Consider the following 22,930-nt stretch of genomic DNA (forward strand, 5'->3'; position numbering starts at 1 on the left):
CGCCACATTCGGTTTGAAGAACGAGCCCGGGTTCATGGGATCGACGTACTGGCCCGTGCCGGTCGTCGAGCATGCCGGGCACGCATTCGTGAACGGAATGTTAAACGGTTGGCCGTTGATGAACGCCGACGTAATGAAACCGGGTCCAATCGGGTACCCGACATTCCACTGCGTTTGCGGCGAGATCCGCCAGCCGTTGTGCGTTTCGTACGACAGGTCGAACGAAGCCACGAACGGCGAAAGGAAGCCAACGCGGTAGACGTTGCCGAGCAGCACCGACTGCGCCGGAATCGACGGGAAGAAGTCTTCGCTGCTCGATCCCGGGATGACGCTCGAGAGCTCGTTCTGATACGTGAAGCTGACCTGGCCCGAAAGCCCGTAGGTCTGCTCCTTGGTGAACTGTACCTCAACGCCGTCGGCCTGGTTCTTGCCGAGGTTGTTAGCCGTCGACGGATTGAAGATCTGCGCTCCGGTGATCGGATTCAGCAAGGGCACGCCGCCAACGAACTTCGGCGTGGCTACGAGAGCAGTCTCGTCAAACGCCTTACGATACCAGGGCGTCAGTTTGAATGAGATCCCGTTCATCCATCCGCGTGTGAACTGGTGTTCCCACGAGAAGTCGATGTTGGTGAAGACCGTGGGACGCACGGGCATCAGCGGCACGCCGCCGGCGAATTCCCGGGCGTTGTCCCAATAGAGTTGCTCTGCGTAGTTCGCGCAGACTTGATCGCTCACGGGTCCGCAGTCGCCCGTGTAACCCGGTATTGCGAAGAACTGCCGGTTCGGACCACCGAAGTAGTCGATGTTGGCCGAGAAATCGACCAGACCAAGTGTCGGGAAGTTCACCGAACGTCCGTACGACGCGCGGACCGAGTCATTTGCACCGAGGCGATACGTTGCCGAGAGAATCGGCTCCGGAATGATCGGACGCCGCGACTGATTCGTCAATTGCGGGAACGTTGCGACCGGGCACGTGCCCAGAGGCGTCACCGAAGAGGCTCCCGTGACCGGGTTTATGTAGCTGGTTTGCGCGTTGGGATTCGTGCTCGGTGTCGTTAAGAGCACGCCGCCCGACGTCGTCGAGTAGGTCGGCAGAAAGACCGACGTACAGGTGTACGGATCGATTTGAGCCTTCGGATAACCGAAGCTGGCTCCGTCGAGACGCAGACCGCCTTCGATCTTCAGTTTGTCGTTCGGCGACCACGTGTCGTCGATGTAGCCGGCCCAATCGTGACGCTCCACTGACGTGTTCTCGTACGCATTGGGAACCGTCTGCGGCGAGCTGACATTCGAAACTCCGTTGTTGTAGATGTAACCGCAGCCGGCAACGCCGACTGCCGCACACGCAGCAGGAGTAAAGAAGTCGAACTGTTCGCCGTGCTCAAACATCAGATTTTCGAATCCGAAGTCGTTGGCCGGAGCATCAAAGACCGGAATAAGGTATTTGTACTCTCCGCCGACCTTGAGCAGGTTCTTGTCGCTCAGCTGTTTGGTGAAGTCGAGCTTATAGCCGCTCGTTCTGCCGCCTTGCAGCTGGTTGCGGTCGACGTTGAACGAAGCGTAGCCGCCCGGCAGCGCTAAGTCGAACGTTGTCACCGCATCGAGATGATATGCCATCGCTTCCAGTACGCTGGAGCTGTTGATGTTCCAGATGTAGCCGAGTTTGAAAGCGGCGTTGGGTTGATAGTTGTTCTGCGGCCGCTGGTTAACCGATCCTAACGTCTGGTTGGCAAAACTCTGTCCGGGATAGTTCTGCAGGACGCTCTGAATCAGTTGGATGCGCCCGTACGCCTGCAGCGCGGCGGCACTCGGCGGACTTCCCAAGGGAGGAGCCGTGTAGCCCGCGCAGTTGAGCGGCGTCGGGCATGTGGTTCCGTTCAGCGGGTTGGTGGCGAATCCACTAAACGCGGCCATCTGCTGCAGCGTGAACGGATCGCACGTTGCGAAGCAGAGGTTCTGGAAGTTGTTAAAGCCGCCGTACCCCGTGAAGAAGTTCGACTGGCCAATGTCTGTGAAGAACTGCAGCGCCTGGTTGTTGTTGTGGCCGAACTTGTAGACCAAGTTGCCCAAGAACTCGCGCTTGGTTTGATAGAGCCGCGAGAAACAGGTGCCGATGTTCAAGCAGTTTGCCGAGAGCGTATTGAACGCGCTGGCTTGATTGTTGTCCGAGAGCGCCATGTAGGCGGAGATGCGGCCGTTCGGCGATGCAAATCCCCACTCGGCGTTGGCCTGGTGCCGGAATGCCGGCGAGCCGATTGCGAACTGACCCGTGGCAAAGCCCGGATACGCTCCGCGTTTGGCAATCAGATTGAAGGTACCGGTGCCGTAGTTGTCCTGGGACGCGTTGCCAAGGCCCGGCGTCAGCTGGGCGCTTTGCAGTCCGAGACCCGGGGTACTCAGCGAGTTCGTAAACTGGTTGGTGAACGCATCCGTAAACGGAATGCCTTCGAATTCAAAGTTCTCTTCGTTCTCACGGCCGCCCCGGATAACCGGATAGCCGCTGCTGTCGAAAGACCCGCCCGGGAGCGACGTAATCAGCGTCGACTCATTCAGGTTGAGGGCAGAACCAAGAATCGTTTGAACTTGGTGCTGGGTGACGTTGTACGTGTTCACCGTTTGATTCGGTTGAAACGCACCACCCACGCTTCGCGAGGTCACGTGAACGATCGTCTTCAGTGACTTGACCAGCGTCGTACTGACGGTGGTCGTCAAATCGGCGAAAACGTTTTGACCCGGAATAGAAACCGGCTCGTACCCAGTGATGGTGAACGAAACCGCATAGGTGTCGGGTGACAAACCCGCCATCGAAAAGAACCCGTGGCTATTGGTTGTCGCGGTTGCGCGCCCCGTAGGCGCGGAAGCCGTGACTTGCACGTTCGCCAGTGGTGCCGATGTTGCGGAATCCGTGACGGTTCCGGCTAGGATCCCCGTCGTTCCCGCAAATGCCGGCGTACATGACTGCACGAGCAAAAAGCCTGAGATAAAAAGTGCTACGAACAAACGTAAAATCGTCCGAGCACTCTGCCTGCTATGAAAAGAGCTCATTAGCTTCCCTTTCAAACTGGAGTGCTAAACGCGCGCCGCTTCTAATGGTGAGTTAATGTTAAGCGCAGTACAATGTAAAGTCAAAGCATTAAAGCAAAATTCATTAAAGTGAATTGTTATTAATAAGTTATTAAAAACGCCGATTCGAGCGGCGTTATCGAACGCTAGGTTAACTCGCCCAGCGTGATCAGATCCCGAAGAGTCGCGCCAAAAGCACCGCGTCTTTCGAAGGGCAACAGGACGGAAAGCCACCGCGCACTGTCCGATGCAAGTGATTCCGAACGATCCGTGGATTCGTCGCCGGCACACTTCTGTCGCGGGCTAGGCGTAGAATCCAGAGCAAGCGCAATCGCGCCTCTCCACCAGCTTGTGGCCTTGGCGTCTCGCCCTTCAATCAGCGCATGATTGGGATGGCGCAAAAGCATCACGCGCCGGAATTCTTCAAGAAAGACTTCGTCTACGATCAAATCTTCACAGCTGTAGCGGTTGTTTTCTCGCAAGACAAACGCGTCATGAGCTACAAAAGCATCGCCTATAGCCGCCAGGCTGACCCATGCACGGATCAAACAGGCCTTGGCATCTTCCCCGCCCAGCAGGCCTTGGGTCGCAAGCCCGTAGCCTACCAGGATCCCGGCGCCCATTGCTTGGGCTCGATCCAGATCGTCCGCGAGCATCTTCGAGTCCACAGCGCTGCTCAATCGATGCTGCGTGAAACCATAAAACAATCTTGCGAAGCTGTCGTCGCTCTGCCATCCGTCCGCGGGGCCCGGCAAATCTAACTCGACGCCTCCCGCGAGCTCGATGCGATTTGCCATCGTCAGCAACCTGAAATAATCGGTCATCCGGTGCTGCAGTGCGAGCGCGGCCGGACGCAAAGTTGCCGCTGCAGCGGCCCAATCGCAATTCAGAAACGCAACGCCGGCGCTCACGCTCGCAAAATGGCTCAGTTCGCGAAGACCCCCGCTCGAGACAATGATCGGTTCGAGGAGACGCAGGAATGATTCGGCGATTTTGTTCTGGCCTTTGCGCACGGCGGTCTCCAGCTGCGTCAGCATCGCACGCGTCTTCTGCTCTTCGCTTTCTGCCGCAGCGCACGCTCGTTCGGCAATTTGCGCGGCTGCGTCGGTGCTGTCGTAGAGCACCGCTCGAACGTACGTCGCGCAAAGAAATTCGAATGCTGCCTGCTGTGATTCGGCGAGCGCAGGCGTATAACGAAGGCGCTCGAGGATCGTCTGGGCTTCTTGCCTGTCGCCGCGGGCGAATCTGTCCACGCTGATCCGGATCATCCCGATAGCCTGCTGCACGGGATCCCACTGTGCAAGGTCCTGGGGGTCCACGCGTTCGCCCGCGGCCAGCGCAGCGGTTAGCCGCTGCAAGTTGGAATCGGGCGAAGGTCCGAGGACGGTCATGGCGGCCGCGGGATCGACGTCAGCCAGCAGCGTGGTGAGCTTTTGCGCGGCTTGCGTGGTCGAAGACCGGCGCGCGAAAATCGATTCCAAACGCTCCGCAAGCGCGTCTACCGCCTCGCCCCGATAGCGAAAATACTGACGCGGTGAGAGACCCATCTGACGCGCGACCGACACCATGGGGAGATCGCCTTCGATGTCCGTCAGCCTCAACAGTTCCAGAAGCCGCTGCCCACGAACGGTACGAGCGTCGAACGTTTCGCCGATAAGAGCGATGACGGCGTCGTAAGCCGTCGGCGCCGAAGATGCTTCGAAAAGCATCTGTCCGATCGGATTGCGAGCGAGCAGATGCGGACGCTTAAGGGCTCGCAGCAGCCTCCCGACCTCTTTTTTCGGGTCCTGCGCGAAGGTGGAGTTGGCGCCGACCGTCCCGGACGGTGCGGCAGCGCGCGCGGGCATTAGACTGCTATACCTACCAATTAGTGCATGAACGAACGACGAAGCTCACACGCGCACGAGTAACACTAATTTTTAGTAAGTATATGACCGCCTTGGCCAGCTGTCAACTAGCAAATTAGTTTAAGCTGCCGAGGCGGCTTCTGAGCCGGCGAGCTTGAGAAACTCGCGTTCGGACCGCTGCCCGTCAAAATACGGCGATATATTAATGAAGGCCGCCCAGGGATCGCCGATGGCCATAGCGTGCTTGAGACGCGCAAACATCTCCTCGTAACGTCCCAGGCCGCAGAGGCATACTGCCAGCGCGTAGGGCGAAACATGTCGTGTGCGTTGCATGGCGCGCAGCGCCGAGAGGTGATCGTGCGCTCGACTCTTCGCTCCGAAACGAGCCTCGAGAAAACATAATGCCGCCATTGCCTGCTGCCGTAGGTTCGTTTGCATCGCTTGCAACGGTTGAAAGTTCTGAGCACAGACGTGCTCCAGCTCGGCGCGCGCTTTGGCTATCTCGCCACTAAACAAGTACGTCAATCCCAGGTAAAACCTTGGATGCGTCAGGACGGGGTCGATGGCAAGCAGCGGCGACAGCGAGAGGGCAGCAGCCGCATAGTCGCGGCGCGCAAAATGCACAAAGCCCACGAGCGACCGCAGCAATGTCAAATCCGGATTTGCTTTCGATCCTTCCAACGCTACGGACAAGGCTGCGTCGAAGCGCTGTTCGGCTGCAAGAACCTGCGTCCGCACGGTTGCGATCTGAGCCATCCCCGGATCAAGCTCGCCCGCTTTGTCCAAATAACGATGCGCGCGCGCGAAGTCTTTCCATCGAAAGAACGCAGCCGCACCTAACGCGGAGTAGGCTTCGGCGTTAGAGCTGTCGATCGCAAGAGCCTGCCTCGCATACTTCTCCGCGGTGTCGAAGCTCGTCTCCGGCTCCGAATAGAGGTACACGGCCAGAATCATATGAGCCTGGGCAATTCCGGCGTACGAGCGCGCATCTTGCGGATTCAGATGAATGGCCCGCATAAAGAGCTCGATCGCCGAAAATAGCGCAGCCTCGGTCCGGATCCCCAAGAAGTACCGGCCATTGTGATGGAACTGTTCGGCTGCGAGATTCGCTTGCTCTATCTGCGAAGGAGCGACTATGGCCTCCACATTGCGAATAAACCGGGGCTCCTCAGCCACGAAGCGGTAGCCTTTCCCCGGCACGGTCGCGATGTACACGAACGGTTTCCTTGTGTCCCCTAGCGTGCGGCGGACGAGCGAGACGTGCTGCACGATATTGTTGGAGGAGACCGATTCGTCTCCCCATACTGCTTCAATCAACTGATCCGCCGTAACGACCTCGCGAGGCCGCTGGACAAAGTATATGAGCACGTCCATGACCTTGGGATGAATAGGCACCATTTCGCCGTCAGTACGAAATAGCAACCTTCGCCGAAGATCTAAACGGAACGGCCCAAACGCGAGAAACTCCTCGGTCATCATGGTTCTAATACTCCGTTAAAATCTGTTCGGCTTCAAAAACGAGGACGGCTGGCAGTAACGCGGCACAACGTGAAATTCTTCAGAATGTATTCATATTTTCGCCGTCCTTTGGTGCGGCCGGAAACTAATCAAAAGAATATCAAAGCACAATCAAAACGCGTGAGCGCCTGCGCGAGTTCAGAAACTTTTCAGAACCGGTTCAAGACATCCGGCGCTACGAATGATATGCTTTGGGCGGCGTAGGAAGCTCTTTCTAGAGTCAATTGCGCCGCTAAAAGCGAAAGCGCCGGCTTCAGGAGGCCGGCGTTTTCGTCGTCCAGGTGTCGGCGGCGATTTTCCACTCATCTCCGTCCTTCGCGAGCACGAACAGCCATAGCGCCTGCTGAGTTACTCGCGCTCCCGTTCGCGACGACGTGAACGTTAAGGTTGCGGGTAACACGAACATGACGCGCGTGCCACGCAACGACGATTGAAAGGACTGAGCCGCACCCACGGAAACGTGCTGGTTGCCCGGTTTAATGAACGCGTCGATCGCGCTCGCCCACGCGCGTTCGCCCGCCTCTCCGGTCCACACGTAGGGCGGGAACTCATCGGTGATCACGACGTCGCCGGTAAATATATCTTCCGGCAAGGCAGTGCCGCTGTTGTACGCGTCGATCCAGCGCTGCACCGGGCGCATCATGAACGCATCCGGCGCCGGTTGCGCGCGCGCTACAATCGCCGGCGCAAGCGTTAGCGCGAGCGCAATGATGAGTAGGATCGCTTTACGATACATTCAGGAACCGCTGCGGCTCTGAATCAAACATTTGCTTGTGCTCGGGCAGGCAGAAGTAATACCGCTTGCCTCGATACTGCGAAGATAGCCCGGTCTTCGGATCGACCTCCATCCAGCAGATCGGGCAGAGTGCGAAGCCGGCGCGCGGAGCAGGCGGCTTACTGTAGGCAGCGTTGGAGTTTCCATCCCTCCACGACTCGCTTTGATACTCCATGTAGTACGCCGTTTGATGGGCGGCGTCTTCACCGAAATAGCGCGCCACCATGTGCAGCGCAAGATCGATGCCGGAAGACAAACCGGCCGCTGTCGCAATGCGACCTTCATCCACAAAACGCGCGCCGCGACGCACCATGATAGCCGGATACTGCATCGCAAGGCGCGTCAGTGAAGCGTGATGCGTTGTTGCGTGGTGTCCGTCCAGAAGTCCGGTCTTGGCGAGCACGAATGCGCCCGTGCAGACGGACATGACGGTGTCGGCGCTGCGCGCCACGCGCTTGAGCCATTGCAGTGTCGCGCCCGATGGTGCGGATTGCGCCGGTATAACGACGAGTTTGGGCGGCGGCGCATTCGTGAAATCATACCGCGGCACGATCTGCATTCCGTCGCTTGTGCTGATTGGCCGCGTGCTTTCCGCTACGGTGTACGGAACGAATGCCGGCTGCGTACGGCCCGGAACGTTCGCATCCTGAAAAACTTCCCACGGTCCGGCAAAATCGATCAACACCGCCCCGTCGGACAGCAAAAACGCCACCGGCACGCCCGTTGCCGGAGCGGTCAGTGGCGAGAGCGGAGTACGGCGAGCGGACCCGGAGTTTCTCGCGGAAAGGCCGCTCGAGAGCGCGGCAAATGCAGCACCAGACTGCAATAGTTCGGCACGATTCATGACCTCAGTATTGCATCTGCCGTCGCGCAGCGTCTTGAACGCCGTTAGCTTCGGCCGTGACCGAGGAACCTTACAACGGGCTACTAAGTCTACGCCATGCCGTTAAAGAACTGGCTTCTGCTTGTATTTGTAGCCATTTGCGCGGGTGCGGCCATCGCGAAAGCACCCACTTCGGACCAGGTAACATTGGTCGTTGCGAACGCAGCGTCAAATGCCGTAGCATTCTATCCGCTGGGCGCGCATGGAAACGTATCGCCGGTGCATGTATTGCAAGGCCCGCGCACACGGCTGCAACACCCTAATAGCGTCTGGCCCGTAACCGGGTCGCAGCTCTATGTTGCCAACCGCGCCGGCGCTTCCATTAGTGTTTATCGCTACGCGCAAGGCGGTAATACCGCGCCAGTTGCGACAATCCGAGGAAACAAGACCGGGCTACGGATGCCATGTTGCGTAGAGGTTGACGCCAAGCTCAACATTTGGGTAGCTGACAGCGCAGCGAACAGCATCTTCGAGTTCCGGGCGGGCGCGAACGGCAACATCGCGCCGATGCTGCGGCTAGCCGGACCTCACACCGGTATAAACGGCCCGGCCGGCTTACATGTAGCTTTTCGCACGGGTGACATTTATGTAAGCAATGCGCGCGACAGTTCGCTCGAGGTTTTTTCGGCGGGCACGCACGGTGATGCGGCGCCACGGCAGCATATCGCCGGATCGAAAACCGGGCTGCGCGACCCGGCGGAGCTGCATTTGGACCTCAAAGGCAATATGTGGGTCGCAAACACTGCCGGCGGTAACGTGCTTCAGTTTGCGTATAACGGCACTGGAAATATCGCGCCGATGAATGCGCTGTCCCTCTCCGGCGGCAAACCGTTTTCGCCGACCGGACTGTTTCCGGATTTCTCGGACAACATTTTCGTAGCCGACGCCCTCCATAATACGGTGTACGAATTCGCCTCGACGGCGAAGGGACCGAGCAAGCCGATTGCAACGTTGCGCGGGAACAAGACGGGCTTGCAGGCTCCCACGCAAGTTTCAATTCCTCAACCTGAATTCATGGCGCTTCCAAGCGCGACGCCCTGAACGCGCAGGGCCGCAGCTCAAGACGCCTGAATGCGGCAAGCGTGAAACAAATTGTCGGGCTTACGCTTTTCTGCCTGCTTCTTAGTCTCGCCGCGCCTGCATCAGCGGCGCTCATTGTTCCGCCGAACTCTGAGCTTGGGCACGTTCTTGTGTTAACGGACGGAGTGCAAGTATACGTGCATACTGACGCACAATCAGCGATTTTTTCGGCTCTGTTGCCGTCGGCTTGGAGCTATTCAATTCTTGTGGATGGCGACGAAAATGGCGCTTGGGGTGACGGTCCGCTTGGCAGCAGGAAGTTATCCCACTCGCAAGCGGATTTCGCCTACGCCACGGCCCGAGGAAAATTGTGCACGCAATACATCTACGCAGCATATCCTGACAATCCGGACATGGTCTACGACTCTTCCGTGTGCGGAGCGCGCAAATCACGGGCGACGTTTGGGTTGGTCGCTGCCGCCGATGGTGTTTCCTTACAAACATTCACCATACCAAAAAGCGAATTACGCGACGGCCCGGGAGAGGTGCACTTCGCCATTGAGGTTTGGGATGGATCGGCTACGTCCGTTTTCGGGTCTCCCTCAGCGCCCTATGTTTTGACGCTCGTGCTCACAGCTTAAGGAGGGCAACAAGATGTACAAACGCGTTTGCCTGGCGCTCTGTTTAATGCTTGCCTCGGTTGCGCCGGCGATTGCGAAACCGGTCTACGTGCGGACAAATATGCACGATATGTTTCTCAGTTGGTGGCCGCACGAATATTGTAAGGAACTAAACGAGAAGAAAGCCGAGTGCTGGGACGCGGGTCCAAGGGGAAACACCATTGGCTGGACGATCCCAGGAGCTGCCCCGTGCTACATCGATTTCGATCGTAAAGGCGGCTCGTGGCATCTACGCGGTACACGAGGGCACTGCAGTGCCCGTGTGAAGGGCGACAGCTTTATCGTGTATTAGATGCGATTAGCGCTCGCAGACAAGATTTCCGTCGCGATTGGCAATGTCGCGGCCACGGCACGGAAGTTTGAGCCTCGTGATCCTTTCCTTCGTCACTGTCTGCCCCATATTTCTGCCTCGAGTCTGGTACTTGCATCGTGCCGTCAGTTCGTTAGTTCGAGAGTTCACCCAAGTGTTTCTGCACGATGATTGATACGAGCCGTGCGGCACGTTTGCGGCAGCTGGTATCGCGGGCACGGCAAGCAGCAGCGCTAGTATTCCGAATCCGATACGCTTCATATGCACCTCAAGATAGGAACATGCTAAGTGACGGGTTCCTTCGCGATTTTTCTGCCAGATACCCCGAGACGGCCCTTGGTATCTCGCCTCGCTCTAGCGAGCGCGAGAGGCGTGCGCCGGCGGCAGTTGAATGGCGCTTCTGATGCAGCTGCCCGGAGTCTGCGCGTATTTCCTCATCGGACTTCTCTTAGCGCAGAGTTCGCCTGGAGCTGCTCAATCCGGCATAGCGTTCGATGAATTTGAAAAACCGAACGTTACTAGACCCCTTCCGCTTCCGTCCGACTTCGAGCGAGTGTGGACCGACGCACTCGCCCTTGGGCGTACACTTAAACCGTACGATCCTAAGGTCGTCTCGCCGAGAGCCGGTCTGCTCGAGCATGTTGCCATACTCGGAAATAAGATTCGGATTGAAAATGTCTTTCAGCCTGACCTCGTAGAGATTGACACGCTCGGCCAAGCCAATGGCATGTTTCTGAATCTCGCAACCCATACGTATTGGGCGGGCAAAGCGTCAAGTTACCTGCCGCCATTTACTGCGGCTGATATAGGCGTCTTGACCACTCCCGGGACTCCTGTGCTGGACGCAACCGTGCATCCGGTTTCGGACAGCTGGCCGAACATTACGGTGTCCGGCATGACCTTCGATGGAACGACGACTCGAACAATTATCCAAACGAACGCTGCCCCACCGTGCCGCCCGGCAACCGGTGTCGTCGAAACGACAATCTTTTCAGCGCCGGCCGTACCCGAACAACGCTATCAAGAGGAATTCTACCTCGGCGGAGCGCCGCTCATATGGGCTCATCTGGCCGCGTTGACACACTGTTCTTTGCGAGCCGCCTCGCTTGTCGATCATTTGGGCGGATATCCGGGCTTTTTGCTTTATCGCGCGATGATGTTACAAGTCGGCGGACCAGGCACCGATCTCATGCCTTTTCCCGCTAAGACAATAGCGGATGTTATGATGCGCGGCCATATCATGTTACTTACGGATGCCGACGCTGGACTTTTCGCGATCCCGCCGGGATTTGTCAGGCGAGGTCCGTAGAACGTTTGACCATGGCGCTACTCTAGCGAACCCGAGCCGCCAATCCCGCGCCTACCGGCGTACGAAGATGTAGATGGACGGGTCGGCTGTCCCCGCCGTATCCACGGTCATTGTCAAAGTCTTGAGATCGGAAGAAAGTTCGAAGCGCCGAGTCTGCGTGATCTTGCCCTTTGAGTTGCGCGTTATTTCCACAGCGCGTGCGTTTAGCCGCCGCGCATTCTTGCCGTCGAAGTTCGCGTTGACGATCCAATTGGTTAAAGAGGGGATGGTAAAAGAAAGGCCGTTGCTCCCGTAGGGATGGACCTGAAGCACAAAGTCGGAACCGAGCGGCGCGATCACGCCGGCCCACCTGCCCGCAAAACCTTGTCCGGCTGCTTTTCGCTTGTAGAGATATTTGGCGTTGGACGCAGATCCGTCTTGACTGAAAGCAGTGAAGTCGTCCTTGAGCACATTTCCGTTTTTGGAAAGCGTCCACGTCGCCGCGAGGAGCTTGCGACCACTCTTCTCGCGCACGACCTTCCAGGTTGGGCCGTCGGCGACAACGGATAGCGTGGTGCCTGCACTAGCGGGCTGTTGGTTTCCATCGAGCACGATGGTCTCGACACCACCGCCAAAGTCAAACGCGAATGTGTTTGCGCCGACCTTCGTGACCTTAAACTGATCGGTTTGCCTTATGAGCTTCCATTGGCCAACGAAGGGATCGGTTTGCGCCCGCAGCGGACCCGTCGCGAGGCCAACGATCAATAGAAAATGAAAAATGCGGCTTAACATCACGTCTTATGCTCGATCACCACGTAGAGTAGGGCGCGGGAGGAGCCTGTATTGGTGTATGCGTGTCGCACGTCCGCGTGGAAGCCGATGCAGTCTCCGGCCTCGAGCTCGTAATCGCCATTGCCGACTCGCACCTTTAGCGAACCCTGCACCACGTGGACGTACTCGGTCGACTCACCAGCGTGGGGCGCCAAAGTGCCGGTGCCCTTCTTAGATGGAATAGCGAGCTGGATGATCTCGCAATCCCCGCCCGAGATTTCCGGCGCCAGTTGCCTACGTTCAATACCCTGAGCATCGACGAGCCGTTGTGAACTCGCCTTCCGCCGGATCGCGACGTGGCTCGCCGCATCCGCATCAGCGACCAACTCCGATAAGCGCACTGCCAGCGACCCCGCGATCGCAGAAAGTACAGCAATAGTTGGGGATTTCGTGCCGTTTTCGATGTCGCAAATCATCGAAGAAGAGACTCCGCTCTTTTCGGCTAGAGCCCGCATACTAATGCGGCGTTTCGCGCGCAGCTGGGCAATTCGGGAGCCAACCGCCGCGGCAGCGCCCGGAATTCTACCAGAGGACGCTCGTCCACTATCGCGAACAGACACTCCCGGCCCTATTCGACTTCGGCTGGGCTTATCCCAGCGGCATTTCCGGCACCGCAGAAAGAACGGTTCGCGCAACAGATGCAGCGTAAACATGCCCTCGTCACGATCGCAGGACTCGCAGGCGGTCTCGCCGCTTCGTCGGCCATGCCGGCGGTGGCTGCCTCGGTTCCGAATCTCGGCAAACCGCTGACGCCTCCCGCTCAAGGCCAGATAAGGGTGGGGTTCGTGATCGGTCCCGGTCTTGTTGCAATCGATTGGATCGGTCCGTGGCAGACCTTCGGCGATGCATATTTAGGAACAGTGATGGATATGTCCGGGCCGCCGCTCTTCAACTATTATGCGATGACTCCGACCGGAGAGCCGACTACCATGGACGGTGTGAGCATCGGGCCGCAATACTCATTTGCAAATGCTCCACTACCGCACGTCTTAGTCGTGCCGGGGCAGCGAGGTTCGGCCGAGACGGTCGCCTATATCAAGGAGGTTGGCCCGCGTGCGGACGTGACAATGTCCGTTTGCACGGGCGCGTTTCTGGTCGCGCGAGCGGGATTGTTCGATGGCCTCAACGCGACGACGCACCACACTGCTTACGATGAATTCGAAAAGGCGTTTCCAAGAGTCACGTTGATTCGCGGCGCGAAATTCGTCGAAAACGCCAACGTTTCAGCATCGGGAGGCGAATCTTCGGGCATCGATCTCGCGCTGCGCGTCATCGAGCGTTACTACGGCTCGCAAGCTTCAAGAAACGCAGCGTACAATATGGAGTATCGCCGCACCGCCAGGCCGCAAAATATTAACGACGTCTAACCGTTGAGGAGATTCCAATGAAACGACGTGACCTTCTCTCAGCCGCCGGCATTGGTATTGCCGGATCCATCATTCCGGCGCTCAGCCCCATTCCGGCCCTGGCGCAAGACGCCGCCCCGGATTATCCGCTCATGGGGAAACCGCTTAAACCACCGGCGAATGGGCCGGTACAAGTTGCCTTTGTGATTGCACCGCACACGGTGCTGATCGATCTGGCCGGCCCATGGGAAGCGTTCTACGACTCAATGTCGGGCTTTCATCTGTACACCGTCGCGCCAAGTATGGATATGGTGACAATGGGTGGTCTCAAAGTGCTGCCGGACTATACCTTTGAGAACGCTCCAAAACCAAACGTCGTCGTCGTTCCGCAATCGAAAGAGCTTCCCGAAACCATTGCGTACATAAAAGACGCCGCCAAGGACGCCGATGTCACCATGTCGATCTGCACGGGAGCGCTCCTTGTGGCAAAGGCGGGCCTGTTCGATGGTCTCCATGCGACCACGCATCATAACGCCTATGATGCTCTTGCGCAGTTTCCCAAAGTGAAGCTCGTGCGCGGGCCGCGTTTCGTTGAAGAGGCGAACGTTTCGAGCTCGGGCGGCGAGACGTCCGGAATCGACCTGGCATTGCGCGTCGTCGAACGCTACTACGGAAAGAGTGCCGCGCGGTCCGCTATCTCGACTTTGGAGTTCGTTAGCGCCAAACGCGCTCTCCCATGGACAAAATAGCGGGGCGAAGCCTCGCTTGGCTTTGGATCGCCTTCTTTGCGATCGTCGGCAGTACGCTCGTCAGTCCTGGACCAGTTGTGGCGCAACAGGCAGATGCTCAAAGCCTGGCAGAGCGGACAAGCCGAATTGAAAATGGCCTGATTCCCGCTTCCGTCATAAAAGGCCAGCCGGTTCCGGCATTTAGCATTGCCGACAGGATGCGCCATTTTCGTGTACCGGGCCTGAGTGCGGCCTTTATCGATCACGGAAGGGTGGTGTGGGCCCGCGCTTATGGCTATGCCGACATTGCGTCTGGACGGCTCGTTACGACGAACACCATCTTTCAGGCGGCTTCGATCAGCAAGCCGTTGACGGCGATGGCAGCGATGCGTTTGGTGCAGCGCGGACAACTGCAGCTCGACAATGACGTCAACTCAGCGTTGCGAACTTGGAAGATTCCGCAAAATGAATTCACGCGCACACAAAAGGTAACGCTTCGGGAATTGCTCAGCCATACGGCTGGAATGACGGTCCATGGTTTTTCGGGCTATACGCCCGGACAACCACTACCGACGCTAGCTGAAATACTCGACGGCCGGCCCCCGGCAAATTCAGATCCGATCCGCGTGGACGCTACGCCGGGTACTGCGTACAGTTATTCAGGTGGAGGATATGTCGTCATTCGGACGTTGCTCAGCGATGTAACCGGCTTGCCGTTTCCGGCGTTGATGCAACAGCTCGTTCTGGAGCCGCTGGGGATGTCGCACAGTACGTTCGAACAGCCGTTGCCCCAGGCGCTGCAGAGCTCCGCGGCAACAGCCTATCAATCAGACGGGCAACCCTTTGACGGCCGCTTTAATACGTATCCGGAGCTCGGACCCGATGGACTTTGGAGCACGCCGTCCGATCTAGCGAAGTTTGCGATTGCCGTTCAAAATGCGCTGGCAGGTAGGCCGAATACAATCCTGCTCCAGTCAACTGCTCAAACGATGCTTAAGCAGCAGATGGCGGGCTATGCGTTGGGCTTCAAAGTCGGTTCGGACGACGGCAGGGACTATTTCGATCACGACGGCTCGAATTTCGGTTTCTTTTCGGAAATGTTCGCATTTTCCGGCGCCGGTTCGCAGGGCGTTGTCGTGATGACCAACGGCAACAATATCAACCTAAAGACTGAGTTCATTCGCGCCGTGGCTCGGGAATATCATTGGCCCGGGTTTGACCCGCAGGAGCACGTGCTCGCGAGTAACGTCAGCGGCGAGGACCTAGCATCTTGCGCCGGAGCCTATGACGCGCCGGACGTCGGCAGAATCGTCGTATCGGATACTAGCAACCGCCTTTTTCTGGATGCTCCCGGCATGAGGATTGAGTCAGAGGAGATGTTTCCGGAGTCGGCGACCCGCTTCTTCATCCAGACGAGTACATCCGCATTCATATTCAACAAAGATGCCAGCGGCAATGTTACATCGTTAACTATTCAACAACGTAACGGATCGATCGAAGCGAAAAAGCAGACTCCTGCACGCTGAACCGGCCAGAACTTTGTGACGCAACCCCCGAATTATGTTCCCTTATCGCTGCCGGCGTAGAAAATATACTTAAAGAGGGCCTGCGGCACGGTCGTCAGCGCATTGGGATCGCCATATGCCAAGAAAATCTCGCCGCGCTGAAATCGCGCGTGATAGGCGAACGTGACGTTCGAACATGCGCCACTGCAGCTGCCGCCTCCGTTGGGGAGCGGCGGGACTCCGACAATCCGGCGCAGGCCGATCCCGATCGACGAATCGCGGTCCATCTGATACGTATACGCCAAGCTGTCGAACCACTGGATGCGCGACGGGGCCGAATCAAACCACTGCGCCGTGTCGTCGGCCTGCACGGTGAGGGTTCCGCGCTTTCCGACTCTTACCGTCGACGAGCGAATCCACGTATCGAGCCTCCCCGCCCCAAATCTCCCGGAATTGAACGAAACGCGCGTCGGCGTCGCCGACGGGCCGTGCGCGTCAAACCCGACCGGGTTGTTGATCTGTGAGCCGCTGTGATAGGTCAGGCTGACGCCGTTTTGCGAGATCGGCGTCATCACGTTTCTGATGAGCAAATACGAAGACCCGACAGTAACGTTCACATCGATGGCGTTCCTTGTCAGAATATCGAAATCGATCTTATTACTGGTTTGGTTGAAGGGCCCATCGTCAGAATGGTTGCGCGTCATCGTTGCGCCCAAGGCAACCGCCGCCAGCGGCGACCTCGGAGCAAACGTCCAAATTTTGTTCGTGAACAGGCCCCAGCCGTTGACGCCTGATCTGAGGATAAACGCATCGGCCGGATTGAAATACTGTCCGATCCGGTGCACGCCGCCCCAAACGCTAAAGTTTTGACTGCCCCACAAGAAACCGGTGTCGTAGTACTGCGCGCGATTGCCGCGCAAGACGTCGGTCCCCGAGTCCGTTCCGTAGTTGGCATAGAGGTTGACGTGCTTGAGATCGTTATAGAACACTCCCGCCACCGTTTCTATATCGTTGAAGCCCGGGATGTTCACTCGCACGTGGTCTAGCGAAGCGGTCCAGCGCGTATCCTGGCTGGTGTACGTCAAGCCCGCGGCGATGTCTTGGCGTGACACACCGACCGCGTCAAAGCCGGTAAAACTGAGATCGCCGGCTTTTCCCTCAATTGCATAACCACTGCGTGGCGTTGGTATCGCCGGCGTATAAAGCGGGGTCAACCCGTTACAAAAATTGCAGCCGTAGTTATTAAAGTTGCCCGAACCTTGCGTGAAGAACGGACGCACCTCTGCGAATGCGCGCGGAAAAACCGTCGGCGATATCGTCTGCTGATCGAGCTCGACGTTCGAATCATCGGGATAGAACGTCGCGTAAACCGACGTCTTCTGGCTGATCGGAATAGAGAAATCCAATCCCGATCGCAACGCGTTTCCGCCGGCAGCTTCCGAACCGATCCGAGTGAGCACGTACGTCCCGAGCCGCGGATGAGGACGCTGCGACGCTCGTGGGGATGTGATGCTTAGCGTCCCCGCTCTCGCCGGATCGTCGGCGCTGGTTTGCGTAGCGTCATACGACCAAACCGCCTGCTGCCCAGTGGCACGTACATAACGTGCGAATTGCACTCGCCAGGCTGCGCTGGACTCCGCGCCGCGCATCACTTGGAGCGGAATCTTCATCGTGACCGTATACCCGCCGGCGCGCAACGCGCCGTAGGACTCCCAGCGCGGCGCAAAATTGGAGTTTTCGGTTGACGATTGATAATGTGTGCCGTTGGGCGTCGCGACGAATTGATATTGAAAGCCTGTGGGGCCATCCGGCCACACGTCGATCCAAACGTTGTCGTCCGTCCCTTGGCCGATGTCGTTGGTGCGCTGCGCGCTGATGATCGGTTCGCGTTGAGTCGCCTCGAAACGAACGTAGAGAAAACTGCCGTCGCCTGAGACGCGCACGATCGTCGGCTCGCTCATCGGTCGCGCCGACTGCAAATCCCACGGCAGTGTAACCGTTGCAGCGCTCGACCATGCGGAGGAGTCGGCATTTGGATCCAATGGCGGATGAGCAGTAGTGGACGGAACAGTGATTCGGGGCAGCGCCAATGCCGGAGCCGCCGCCATAGACATCAGCGCCGCCAGAGCGGCGCACGTAACGCTAACGCGTCTTTGAGTAGTGACGACGCGCTTTGGCGCGGTTGCCGCAGCCTTGCATCGAACACCAGCGTCGCTTTTGGTTCTTGCTCGTATCCAAGAACAACCAGCCGCATTCCGGTCCGCCGCAAAGTCGAACGTGCTGTAGATCATCGCCCGTTAGAAGGTCGGAAAGCGAAAGTGCAACCGCCGACAACGGGATGTCGGGATTCTTTCCCTCGGGAAGGTTCCATGAGAATCCCTGACGGGTTTGCCGTATTTGCGAACCGCCGCGCGCCTGCGCGGTAACCGAATTGATCCGGCGAAGATCGGCATCAGGTGCCGATTTGCGCGCAAGCGCGGCGCGCAGCACTCTATACGCGGCTTCACGAAACTCGATCGCGCGCTGCAGCGCCGCCGCGGCCTCCCGTTTCGTGAACGCGTCGTGTAGCGGCCGCGCCTGCGCCTGCGTAAGCGCGCCGGCGCCGACTGCCCACTCCAGCAGGTCGGCGTACGTGTGCAAGTACTCCTCGGGCTCGGCTCTGCCGCGCCAATCGAGTGAGTTCACAAAATCCAGACAGAGCACGCCCCCGAACAGCGGGAGGTCTTTAGGGGACCTCATGTATAACCTATAAACGAAGAATAGACGGTTATACCAAACCTGTCAATCATTCCAACGCGCTTGGGCGCACCGGCTCACGGCCCCTTGAAAATGAGGAGGAAATCGTGCTCAAGCAATTGCTCTTAGGACTAATACTAGCGTTGCCGCTTGTTCTATCGACAGCGAAGGTGAGCGGCGCGCAACCGGCCTGCCGAATCGATCGGTCGTACGATATTGCGCTCCCCGGTCATCCTCAAGGTATCTCCGTAACTGCGGATGGGACGTTGTTTGTCGCGCTCAACGCGACCAAACCCAGCGAAGAAAATGGAATCGCAGTCCTGGCCTGCCACGCGCGTCACTATGAGCTCAAGCGGGTTTTTCAGTTGGAGCATCAGCCAAACGTGTTGGCGCTGACGCACGACGGAAAGATGCTCGTCGTCCCCGACGACAACTTTATCGCATTTATCGACACGCGAAAGCTGCGTTCCGGGACCGGTCAGCCGCTTCTCGGATTCATTGAAGATATTCCCGGCGACGACGGCGGCGCGGTCTATGCAACGGTTTCGCCCGATGACCGGCAGGCGCTCGTGGCTGAAGAGGGAGCTGGAACGATAACCGTCATCGACCTGCAGCGCGTGCGCGCCGGCAAGTTCGACCGCGCAGTGATCGGCGCTGATATCCTGGTCGGCAGCGCGCCCGTTACTCTGGCTTACGCGAAAGACGGAAAATACGTGTTTGCAACCGTGCAAAGAGCGTTGCCGGGCAAGAACTGGGAGGCCACTTGCAATCCGCAGAGCGGGAGTGCCACGGATCCCAAAGAGCGACCGGGTGCGGTGGTGACACTCGATGCATCCCGGCTGGTTACGGATAAGGACGGGGCGATCGTTTCTTACGTTCCGGCGGGCTGCCACCCCGTTCGCGCCGCACTCTCACCCGACGATTCAAGGCTGTGGGTAAGCGCGCGCGCATCGAATAAAGTGTTCTCGTTCAGCACAGACGACCTCCGGGGAAATGCCGCCAATCCTCAGAGTGTGCAGGTTTTAGTTGGACCGGCTCCCGTCCCGATCATCGTCACCGCGAGCGGGAAGCATGTGCTGGTCGGTAACAGTAACCGTTTCAACGCCGCGCCGAGCAGCCAAACTCCGATCGACGTGATCGATGCCAAAACCGGCCAAGTCGCGATGCACCTGCGCTCCGGTGAGTTTCCGCGCCAATTCGCGATCTCGCCGGACGGCTCGACGATTTTTGTGAGCAACTACGGTTCGGACTCGATCAGTCTCCTGGATGCACGGTCGCTTTAGACCGTAACGCCAAACCAGGGAGACTCGGTAACCACCAGGAATCCGCAGCTCGCTGGACGGAGCAGCATGTGCAATGTTTGGAAACCGTTCTATTTACCTATTCGTTCTGATGCTGGCGCCGCTTCTCGGCGCAGGTCATCATGCGCCGTCCATGCCGCGGTTCGCAACAGCACCATGCCCGAAAATGCAGGAGCCGATTGAGGCGCTAAAGCGTGCCAGGTGCGGTTTCTTGCTGGTACCGGAAAACCGTTCGATCAGCAACAGCCGGACCATACGTCTGCAAGTCGCGATACTGCGCTCGCGTTTACAGCCAGCGCTCCCGGACCCAATCGTATTTATGACCGGCGGCCCAGGCGAGGCCGCGATTGGGACCACGCCGCTTTTGGGGAGCGCCGGCATCAATCGCAATCGCGACGTCATTATCTTGGAGCAGCGCGGCACATTGTACGACGATCCCGACCTCAATTGCCCGGAACTCGACCGCTACTATGGACGCCAAGTCAGTCTATCGTACGATGCGCCATCCACCGGGCGCGCGCAGGCTGGCGCGGCCGCCGCATGCCGCCGCCGGCTTGTGAGTAAAGGCATCGACCTCAGCGCCTACAACACCACGGAAAACGAACAAGACTTTGTTGACCTTCGACGTGCGCTCGGCATTCGTCAATGGAATGTGTACGGATATTCATACGGGACCGATCTTGCACTATCGTTGATGCGCGATCACCCCGAAGGCATTCGCACCGCGATCATCGACTCAGTAGTTCCGCCCGACATCGTCGACCTTCCCTGGACGTGGAGCAGCATGCGGGAGGGCATAACGACGATCTTTGGCGACTGTCAGGCACAGCCCAAATGCGCCCGCAAATACCCGAATCTCTTGCAAACGTTCACGCGGCTCGTCGTGCAACTCGAGGCGCATCCGGTGATCCGCAGCGTTGTCCCGGCACACGGCGGCCCCGCCCTGAAAGTTGTGTTGGACGGCGGAACGCTCGTGAACATGATCGTTGCCAACCAGCCGAAGCCCGGTGATATGCCGGCCGCACTTACTGCGCTAGCGCACGGCGATGCGCGCACCTTCTTGCAAGCGCGCGCCGCGTCGGCGCACGTAGCCGCCGTTCCGGACCAAGCGCAAGGCATGACCCAAAGTATCATTTGCCGGGAATGGGCGCCCTACGGATCGCCGGCGGATATTTTGCGCGCCGGAAAACGTGAGTTCCCCGCCTTCCCGGATTCGGTCCTCATCAATGCAGTGCAGATGCCGTTCGAACACGAGCTCTGCAAGGCGTGGAACGTTCCAGTCGGACCGGCCTCGCAGCGCGTTCAAGTGCGCAGCACTATCCCGACGCTGGTTGTATCGGGTACGATCGACGGGAAGACGGGTGCCCAGTATGGACGCTACGTTGCAAGCCTCCTCCCGAACTCAACCTATGTGCGCATAAACGGTATCGGGCATTGGGCGATCGCGCAGTCGCCATGCGCGCAGCAAATCTTCCAATCGTTTCTTTCTAGTCCGCGCTCACCAAAAACGTCGTGCGCTCCTACCACACCCGGAGTGAAGTTTAGGATTTGAAGATGAAATTCGTAGCATGGGTTGTCGTGTTCGCTTGCGCCGTTATAGCGTTAAGCATAGGTGCATTTTTTGCTGCGGCTCGTACCGCAGCGGCTTCGTCCTTCGTTCCGGGCCCGTGTCCGGTTCCACCTCAGCCCATAGCAGCATTAAAAACCGCACGCTGCGGACAACTCATCGTCCCCGAAAACCGGCGGCATCCCGATAGAAAAATGATCAGCCTTTCGGTTGCGATCATTTCGTCAAGCTCACCTAAGAAAAAGAACGATCCGATCGTCTGGCTCGCGGGCGGCCCGGGCGACGATGCGATCACCGAAATTCCGATGGCGTTAGCCGGAAAACTGAACGCTAATCGTGATGTGATTTTCATGTCGCAGCGCGGCACCTATACCGCGAAGCCAAAACTGACGTGCGACGCAGTCGATCGTTGGGCTGCGGAAACACTGAACATGCCGTACGATTCACCGGCCACCGGTCGCGCGTCTTCGATTGCGACGCGTACATGCCGCGGCGACGTGTTGACCAGGACTGCGGATCTCAGCGCATACAACACGCTCGAAAGCGTTGACGATCTCGAAGCCTTGCGCCTTGCGTTGCGTATCCCGAAATGGAATCTCTACGGCATCTCGTACGGAACCTACTTCGCGCTGACGTACATGCGCCAATATCCGAAGGGCATTCGATCCGTTGGCATTGACGGCGTTTTTCCGCCTTCGCTCGCAGGCGGCGCCGCCACCTGGAAAACCGCAGGCGAGGGAATCAACGCGGTTTTCGAAGCGTGCCGGCAGCAACTTCGGTGCCGTCAGCGTTATGGAGATATAGGCGCGACGTTTCGACGCCTCGTGCTCCAGTACGAGAAGTCGCCTAAGACGGTCAAGGTGAAGGTGCCCGGCCATTCCGGGACCGTGAACGTAATGATCAGCGGCGGCATGCTCGTGCAATGGGCCGTGTCGCCCGGTACGCACATCGCCTCAAAACTTCCGTCATCGTTCGACGCGCTTGCGCACGGCGATCCTGGGCCGATCGCTTCAACGTGGGCCGCGCCGAAGCTGGACCCTGCCGGCATTGGCGTGATAAGTAACGGTTTAAATGATAGCGTCGCCTGCGGTGAGTGGGTGCCGTATGAAACTGAAAAGAATGTTATCGATGCGGGACGGCGCGCGTTCCCGACGTTTCCGGTTTCAATTTTAAAGAACGCGCCCAACTTGCCGTTTCTGCGCGAAAACTGCCTGGAATGGAAAGTGCCGGCAGTCTCTCCGTTAGTGCGAGCAGTAACGCGAAGCAGCATACCGACGCTCGTCATCTCCGCCCAATACGACGCTCAAACGGCGCCGTCGTTCGGTCCCTATGTGGCGCGAACGCTCACGAATGCTACGGTGGTGACCATTCCGAACGTTGCACACGTTGCCTTCGGCAGCCCGTCGGCGACTGCAAACGCCTGCGCGTATAAAATCGTCAGGTCCTTCTTCGACCAGCCGAACCGGGCAGACACGAGCTGCGTCAAAAAAGTCCCTGCGACGAACTTCGTGATCAACCCGCGCCGCTAACCG

The 22,930-nt window shown here is 58.3% G+C and carries 18 protein-coding genes; 9 read left to right on the top strand and 9 right to left on the bottom strand.

Translation table 11 applies throughout. The features are described 5' to 3' along the window. The 5 genes from VFO29_09060 to VFO29_09080 form a co-directional block, all read right to left on the bottom strand. Positions 1-3,000, bottom strand: a 3,000-nt coding sequence (locus tag VFO29_09060) for a carboxypeptidase-like regulatory domain-containing protein (GenBank protein ID HET9393648.1), incomplete at its 3' end; no start/stop codon positions are given. A 209-nt stretch (positions 3,001-3,209) separates the two neighbouring features. Continuing rightward, positions 3,210-4,910, bottom strand: a complete 1,701-nt coding sequence (locus VFO29_09065) for a hypothetical protein (protein ID HET9393649.1) — start codon at positions 4,908-4,910, stop codon at positions 3,210-3,212. Positions 4,911-5,030: 120 nt separating this feature from the next. Further along, complete coding sequence (locus tag VFO29_09070; protein HET9393650.1) at positions 5,031-6,308, bottom strand: winged helix-turn-helix domain-containing protein; 1,278 nt, start codon at positions 6,306-6,308, stop codon at positions 5,031-5,033. A 373-nt stretch (positions 6,309-6,681) separates the two neighbouring features. Continuing rightward, positions 6,682-7,164 carry a hypothetical protein gene (locus VFO29_09075; protein ID HET9393651.1) on the bottom strand — a complete coding sequence of 161 codons (483 nt, stop codon included), beginning with the start codon at positions 7,162-7,164 and terminating at the stop codon, positions 6,682-6,684. Continuing rightward, positions 7,154-8,047, bottom strand: coding sequence for a DJ-1/PfpI family protein (locus VFO29_09080; GenBank protein HET9393652.1), 894 nt, complete (start codon positions 8,045-8,047; stop codon positions 7,154-7,156). The genes VFO29_09075 and VFO29_09080 overlap by 11 nt, the downstream gene beginning before the upstream one ends. A 96-nt stretch (positions 8,048-8,143) precedes the next feature. Here VFO29_09080 and VFO29_09085 point away from each other — a divergent pair, with 96 nt between their 5' ends. The 3 genes from VFO29_09085 to VFO29_09095 all read left to right on the top strand — a co-directional run bounded on the left by VFO29_09085 (position 8,144) and on the right by VFO29_09095 (position 11,405). Beyond that, the gene (locus tag VFO29_09085) at positions 8,144-9,127 is read left to right on the top strand and encodes a hypothetical protein (GenBank protein HET9393653.1); all 984 of its coding nucleotides are present in this window, start codon (positions 8,144-8,146) and stop codon (positions 9,125-9,127) included. Positions 9,128-9,168: 41 nt separating this feature from the next. Next, positions 9,169-9,747, top strand: coding sequence for a hypothetical protein (locus VFO29_09090; GenBank protein HET9393654.1), 579 nt, complete (start codon positions 9,169-9,171; stop codon positions 9,745-9,747). A gap of 752 nt (positions 9,748-10,499) precedes the next feature. Further along, on the top strand, positions 10,500-11,405 hold the full coding sequence (locus VFO29_09095) for a hypothetical protein (GenBank protein ID HET9393655.1): 906 nt from the start codon (positions 10,500-10,502) through the stop codon (positions 11,403-11,405). 51 nt (positions 11,406-11,456) lie between these two features. On the opposite strand, the gene VFO29_09100 is transcribed toward VFO29_09095, so the two are convergent. Together VFO29_09100 and VFO29_09105 are read right to left on the bottom strand one after the other, a co-directional pair. Continuing rightward, a complete protein-coding gene (locus VFO29_09100; GenBank protein ID HET9393656.1) occupies positions 11,457-12,176 on the bottom strand; it encodes a hypothetical protein in 720 nt (239 codons plus the stop codon). Further along, a complete protein-coding gene (locus VFO29_09105; GenBank protein ID HET9393657.1) occupies positions 12,176-12,868 on the bottom strand; it encodes a cupin domain-containing protein in 693 nt (230 codons plus the stop codon). Before VFO29_09105 ends, VFO29_09100 begins: the two co-directional genes overlap by 1 nt. On the opposite strand from VFO29_09105, the gene VFO29_09110 reads away from it, so the two are divergent. Genes VFO29_09110 through VFO29_09120 form a run of 3 tightly spaced genes read left to right on the top strand, consistent with a single transcriptional unit; the run spans position 12,854 to position 15,815 of the window. Beyond that, entirely contained in the window at positions 12,854-13,582 is a 729-nt protein-coding gene (locus VFO29_09110; protein HET9393658.1) for a DJ-1/PfpI family protein, read from the top strand. The two genes, VFO29_09105 and VFO29_09110, sit on opposite strands and share 15 nt — an antisense overlap. A gap of 17 nt (positions 13,583-13,599) precedes the next feature. Next, positions 13,600-14,310 (top strand): DJ-1/PfpI family protein, encoded by a 711-nt coding sequence (locus VFO29_09115; GenBank protein HET9393659.1) that lies wholly within the window; start codon positions 13,600-13,602, stop codon positions 14,308-14,310. After that, complete coding sequence (locus tag VFO29_09120; GenBank protein ID HET9393660.1) at positions 14,298-15,815, top strand: serine hydrolase; 1,518 nt, start codon at positions 14,298-14,300, stop codon at positions 15,813-15,815. Before VFO29_09115 ends, VFO29_09120 begins: the two co-directional genes overlap by 13 nt. A 32-nt stretch (positions 15,816-15,847) precedes the next feature. On the opposite strand, the gene VFO29_09125 is transcribed toward VFO29_09120, so the two are convergent. Both VFO29_09125 and VFO29_09130 read right to left on the bottom strand, forming a co-directional pair. Beyond that, entirely contained in the window at positions 15,848-17,908 is a 2,061-nt protein-coding gene (locus tag VFO29_09125) for a hypothetical protein (GenBank protein HET9393661.1), read from the bottom strand. A 28-nt stretch (positions 17,909-17,936) separates the two neighbouring features. Then, on the bottom strand, positions 17,937-18,533 hold the full coding sequence (locus VFO29_09130) for an ABATE domain-containing protein (GenBank protein ID HET9393662.1): 597 nt from the start codon (positions 18,531-18,533) through the stop codon (positions 17,937-17,939). A 167-nt stretch (positions 18,534-18,700) separates the two neighbouring features. On the opposite strand from VFO29_09130, the gene VFO29_09135 reads away from it, so the two are divergent. The 3 genes from VFO29_09135 (at position 18,701) to VFO29_09145 (ending at position 22,927) form a co-directional block, all read left to right on the top strand. Beyond that, on the top strand, positions 18,701-19,813 hold the full coding sequence (locus VFO29_09135) for a hypothetical protein (GenBank protein HET9393663.1): 1,113 nt from the start codon (positions 18,701-18,703) through the stop codon (positions 19,811-19,813). A 184-nt stretch (positions 19,814-19,997) separates the two neighbouring features. Continuing rightward, the gene (locus VFO29_09140; protein HET9393664.1) at positions 19,998-21,383 is read left to right on the top strand and encodes an alpha/beta hydrolase; all 1,386 of its coding nucleotides are present in this window, start codon (positions 19,998-20,000) and stop codon (positions 21,381-21,383) included. A 2-nt stretch (positions 21,384-21,385) separates the two neighbouring features. After that, positions 21,386-22,927, top strand: a complete 1,542-nt coding sequence (locus VFO29_09145) for an alpha/beta hydrolase (GenBank protein ID HET9393665.1) — start codon at positions 21,386-21,388, stop codon at positions 22,925-22,927. Positions 22,928-22,930: the final 3 nt, after the last annotated feature.

Origin of the sequence: Candidatus Rubrimentiphilum sp. (assembly GCA_035710515.1) — a bacterium.
Classification (GTDB): domain Bacteria; phylum Vulcanimicrobiota; class Vulcanimicrobiia; order Vulcanimicrobiales; family Vulcanimicrobiaceae; genus Rubrimentiphilum.

Bases quoted from the DNA above. Each gene is read 5' to 3' on its own strand.
- VFO29_09105 (HET9393657.1), bottom strand. From the start codon at position 12,868: ATGTTTACGCTGCATCTGTTGCGCGAACCGTTCTTTCTGCGGTGCCGG.
- VFO29_09125 (HET9393661.1), bottom strand. From the start codon at position 17,908: ATGTCTATGGCGGCGGCTCCGGCATTGGCGCTGCCCCGAATCACTGTT.
- VFO29_09065 (HET9393649.1), bottom strand. From the start codon at position 4,910: ATGCCCGCGCGCGCTGCCGCACCGTCCGGGACGGTCGGCGCCAACTCC.
- VFO29_09110 (HET9393658.1), top strand. From the start codon at position 12,854: ATGCAGCGTAAACATGCCCTCGTCACGATCGCAGGACTCGCAGGCGGT.
- VFO29_09095 (HET9393655.1), top strand. From the start codon at position 10,500: ATGCAGCTGCCCGGAGTCTGCGCGTATTTCCTCATCGGACTTCTCTTA.
- VFO29_09115 (HET9393659.1), top strand. From the start codon at position 13,600: ATGAAACGACGTGACCTTCTCTCAGCCGCCGGCATTGGTATTGCCGGA.
- VFO29_09080 (HET9393652.1), bottom strand. From the start codon at position 8,047: ATGAATCGTGCCGAACTATTGCAGTCTGGTGCTGCATTTGCCGCGCTC.
- VFO29_09140 (HET9393664.1), top strand. From the start codon at position 19,998: ATGCAGGAGCCGATTGAGGCGCTAAAGCGTGCCAGGTGCGGTTTCTTG.
- VFO29_09120 (HET9393660.1), top strand. From the start codon at position 14,298: ATGGACAAAATAGCGGGGCGAAGCCTCGCTTGGCTTTGGATCGCCTTC.
- VFO29_09145 (HET9393665.1), top strand. From the start codon at position 21,386: ATGAAATTCGTAGCATGGGTTGTCGTGTTCGCTTGCGCCGTTATAGCG.
- VFO29_09100 (HET9393656.1), bottom strand. From the start codon at position 12,176: ATGTTAAGCCGCATTTTTCATTTTCTATTGATCGTTGGCCTCGCGACG.
- VFO29_09085 (HET9393653.1), top strand. From the start codon at position 8,144: ATGCCGTTAAAGAACTGGCTTCTGCTTGTATTTGTAGCCATTTGCGCG.
- VFO29_09130 (HET9393662.1), bottom strand. From the start codon at position 18,533: ATGAGGTCCCCTAAAGACCTCCCGCTGTTCGGGGGCGTGCTCTGTCTG.
- VFO29_09075 (HET9393651.1), bottom strand. From the start codon at position 7,164: ATGTATCGTAAAGCGATCCTACTCATCATTGCGCTCGCGCTAACGCTT.
- VFO29_09070 (HET9393650.1), bottom strand. From the start codon at position 6,308: ATGGTGCCTATTCATCCCAAGGTCATGGACGTGCTCATATACTTTGTC.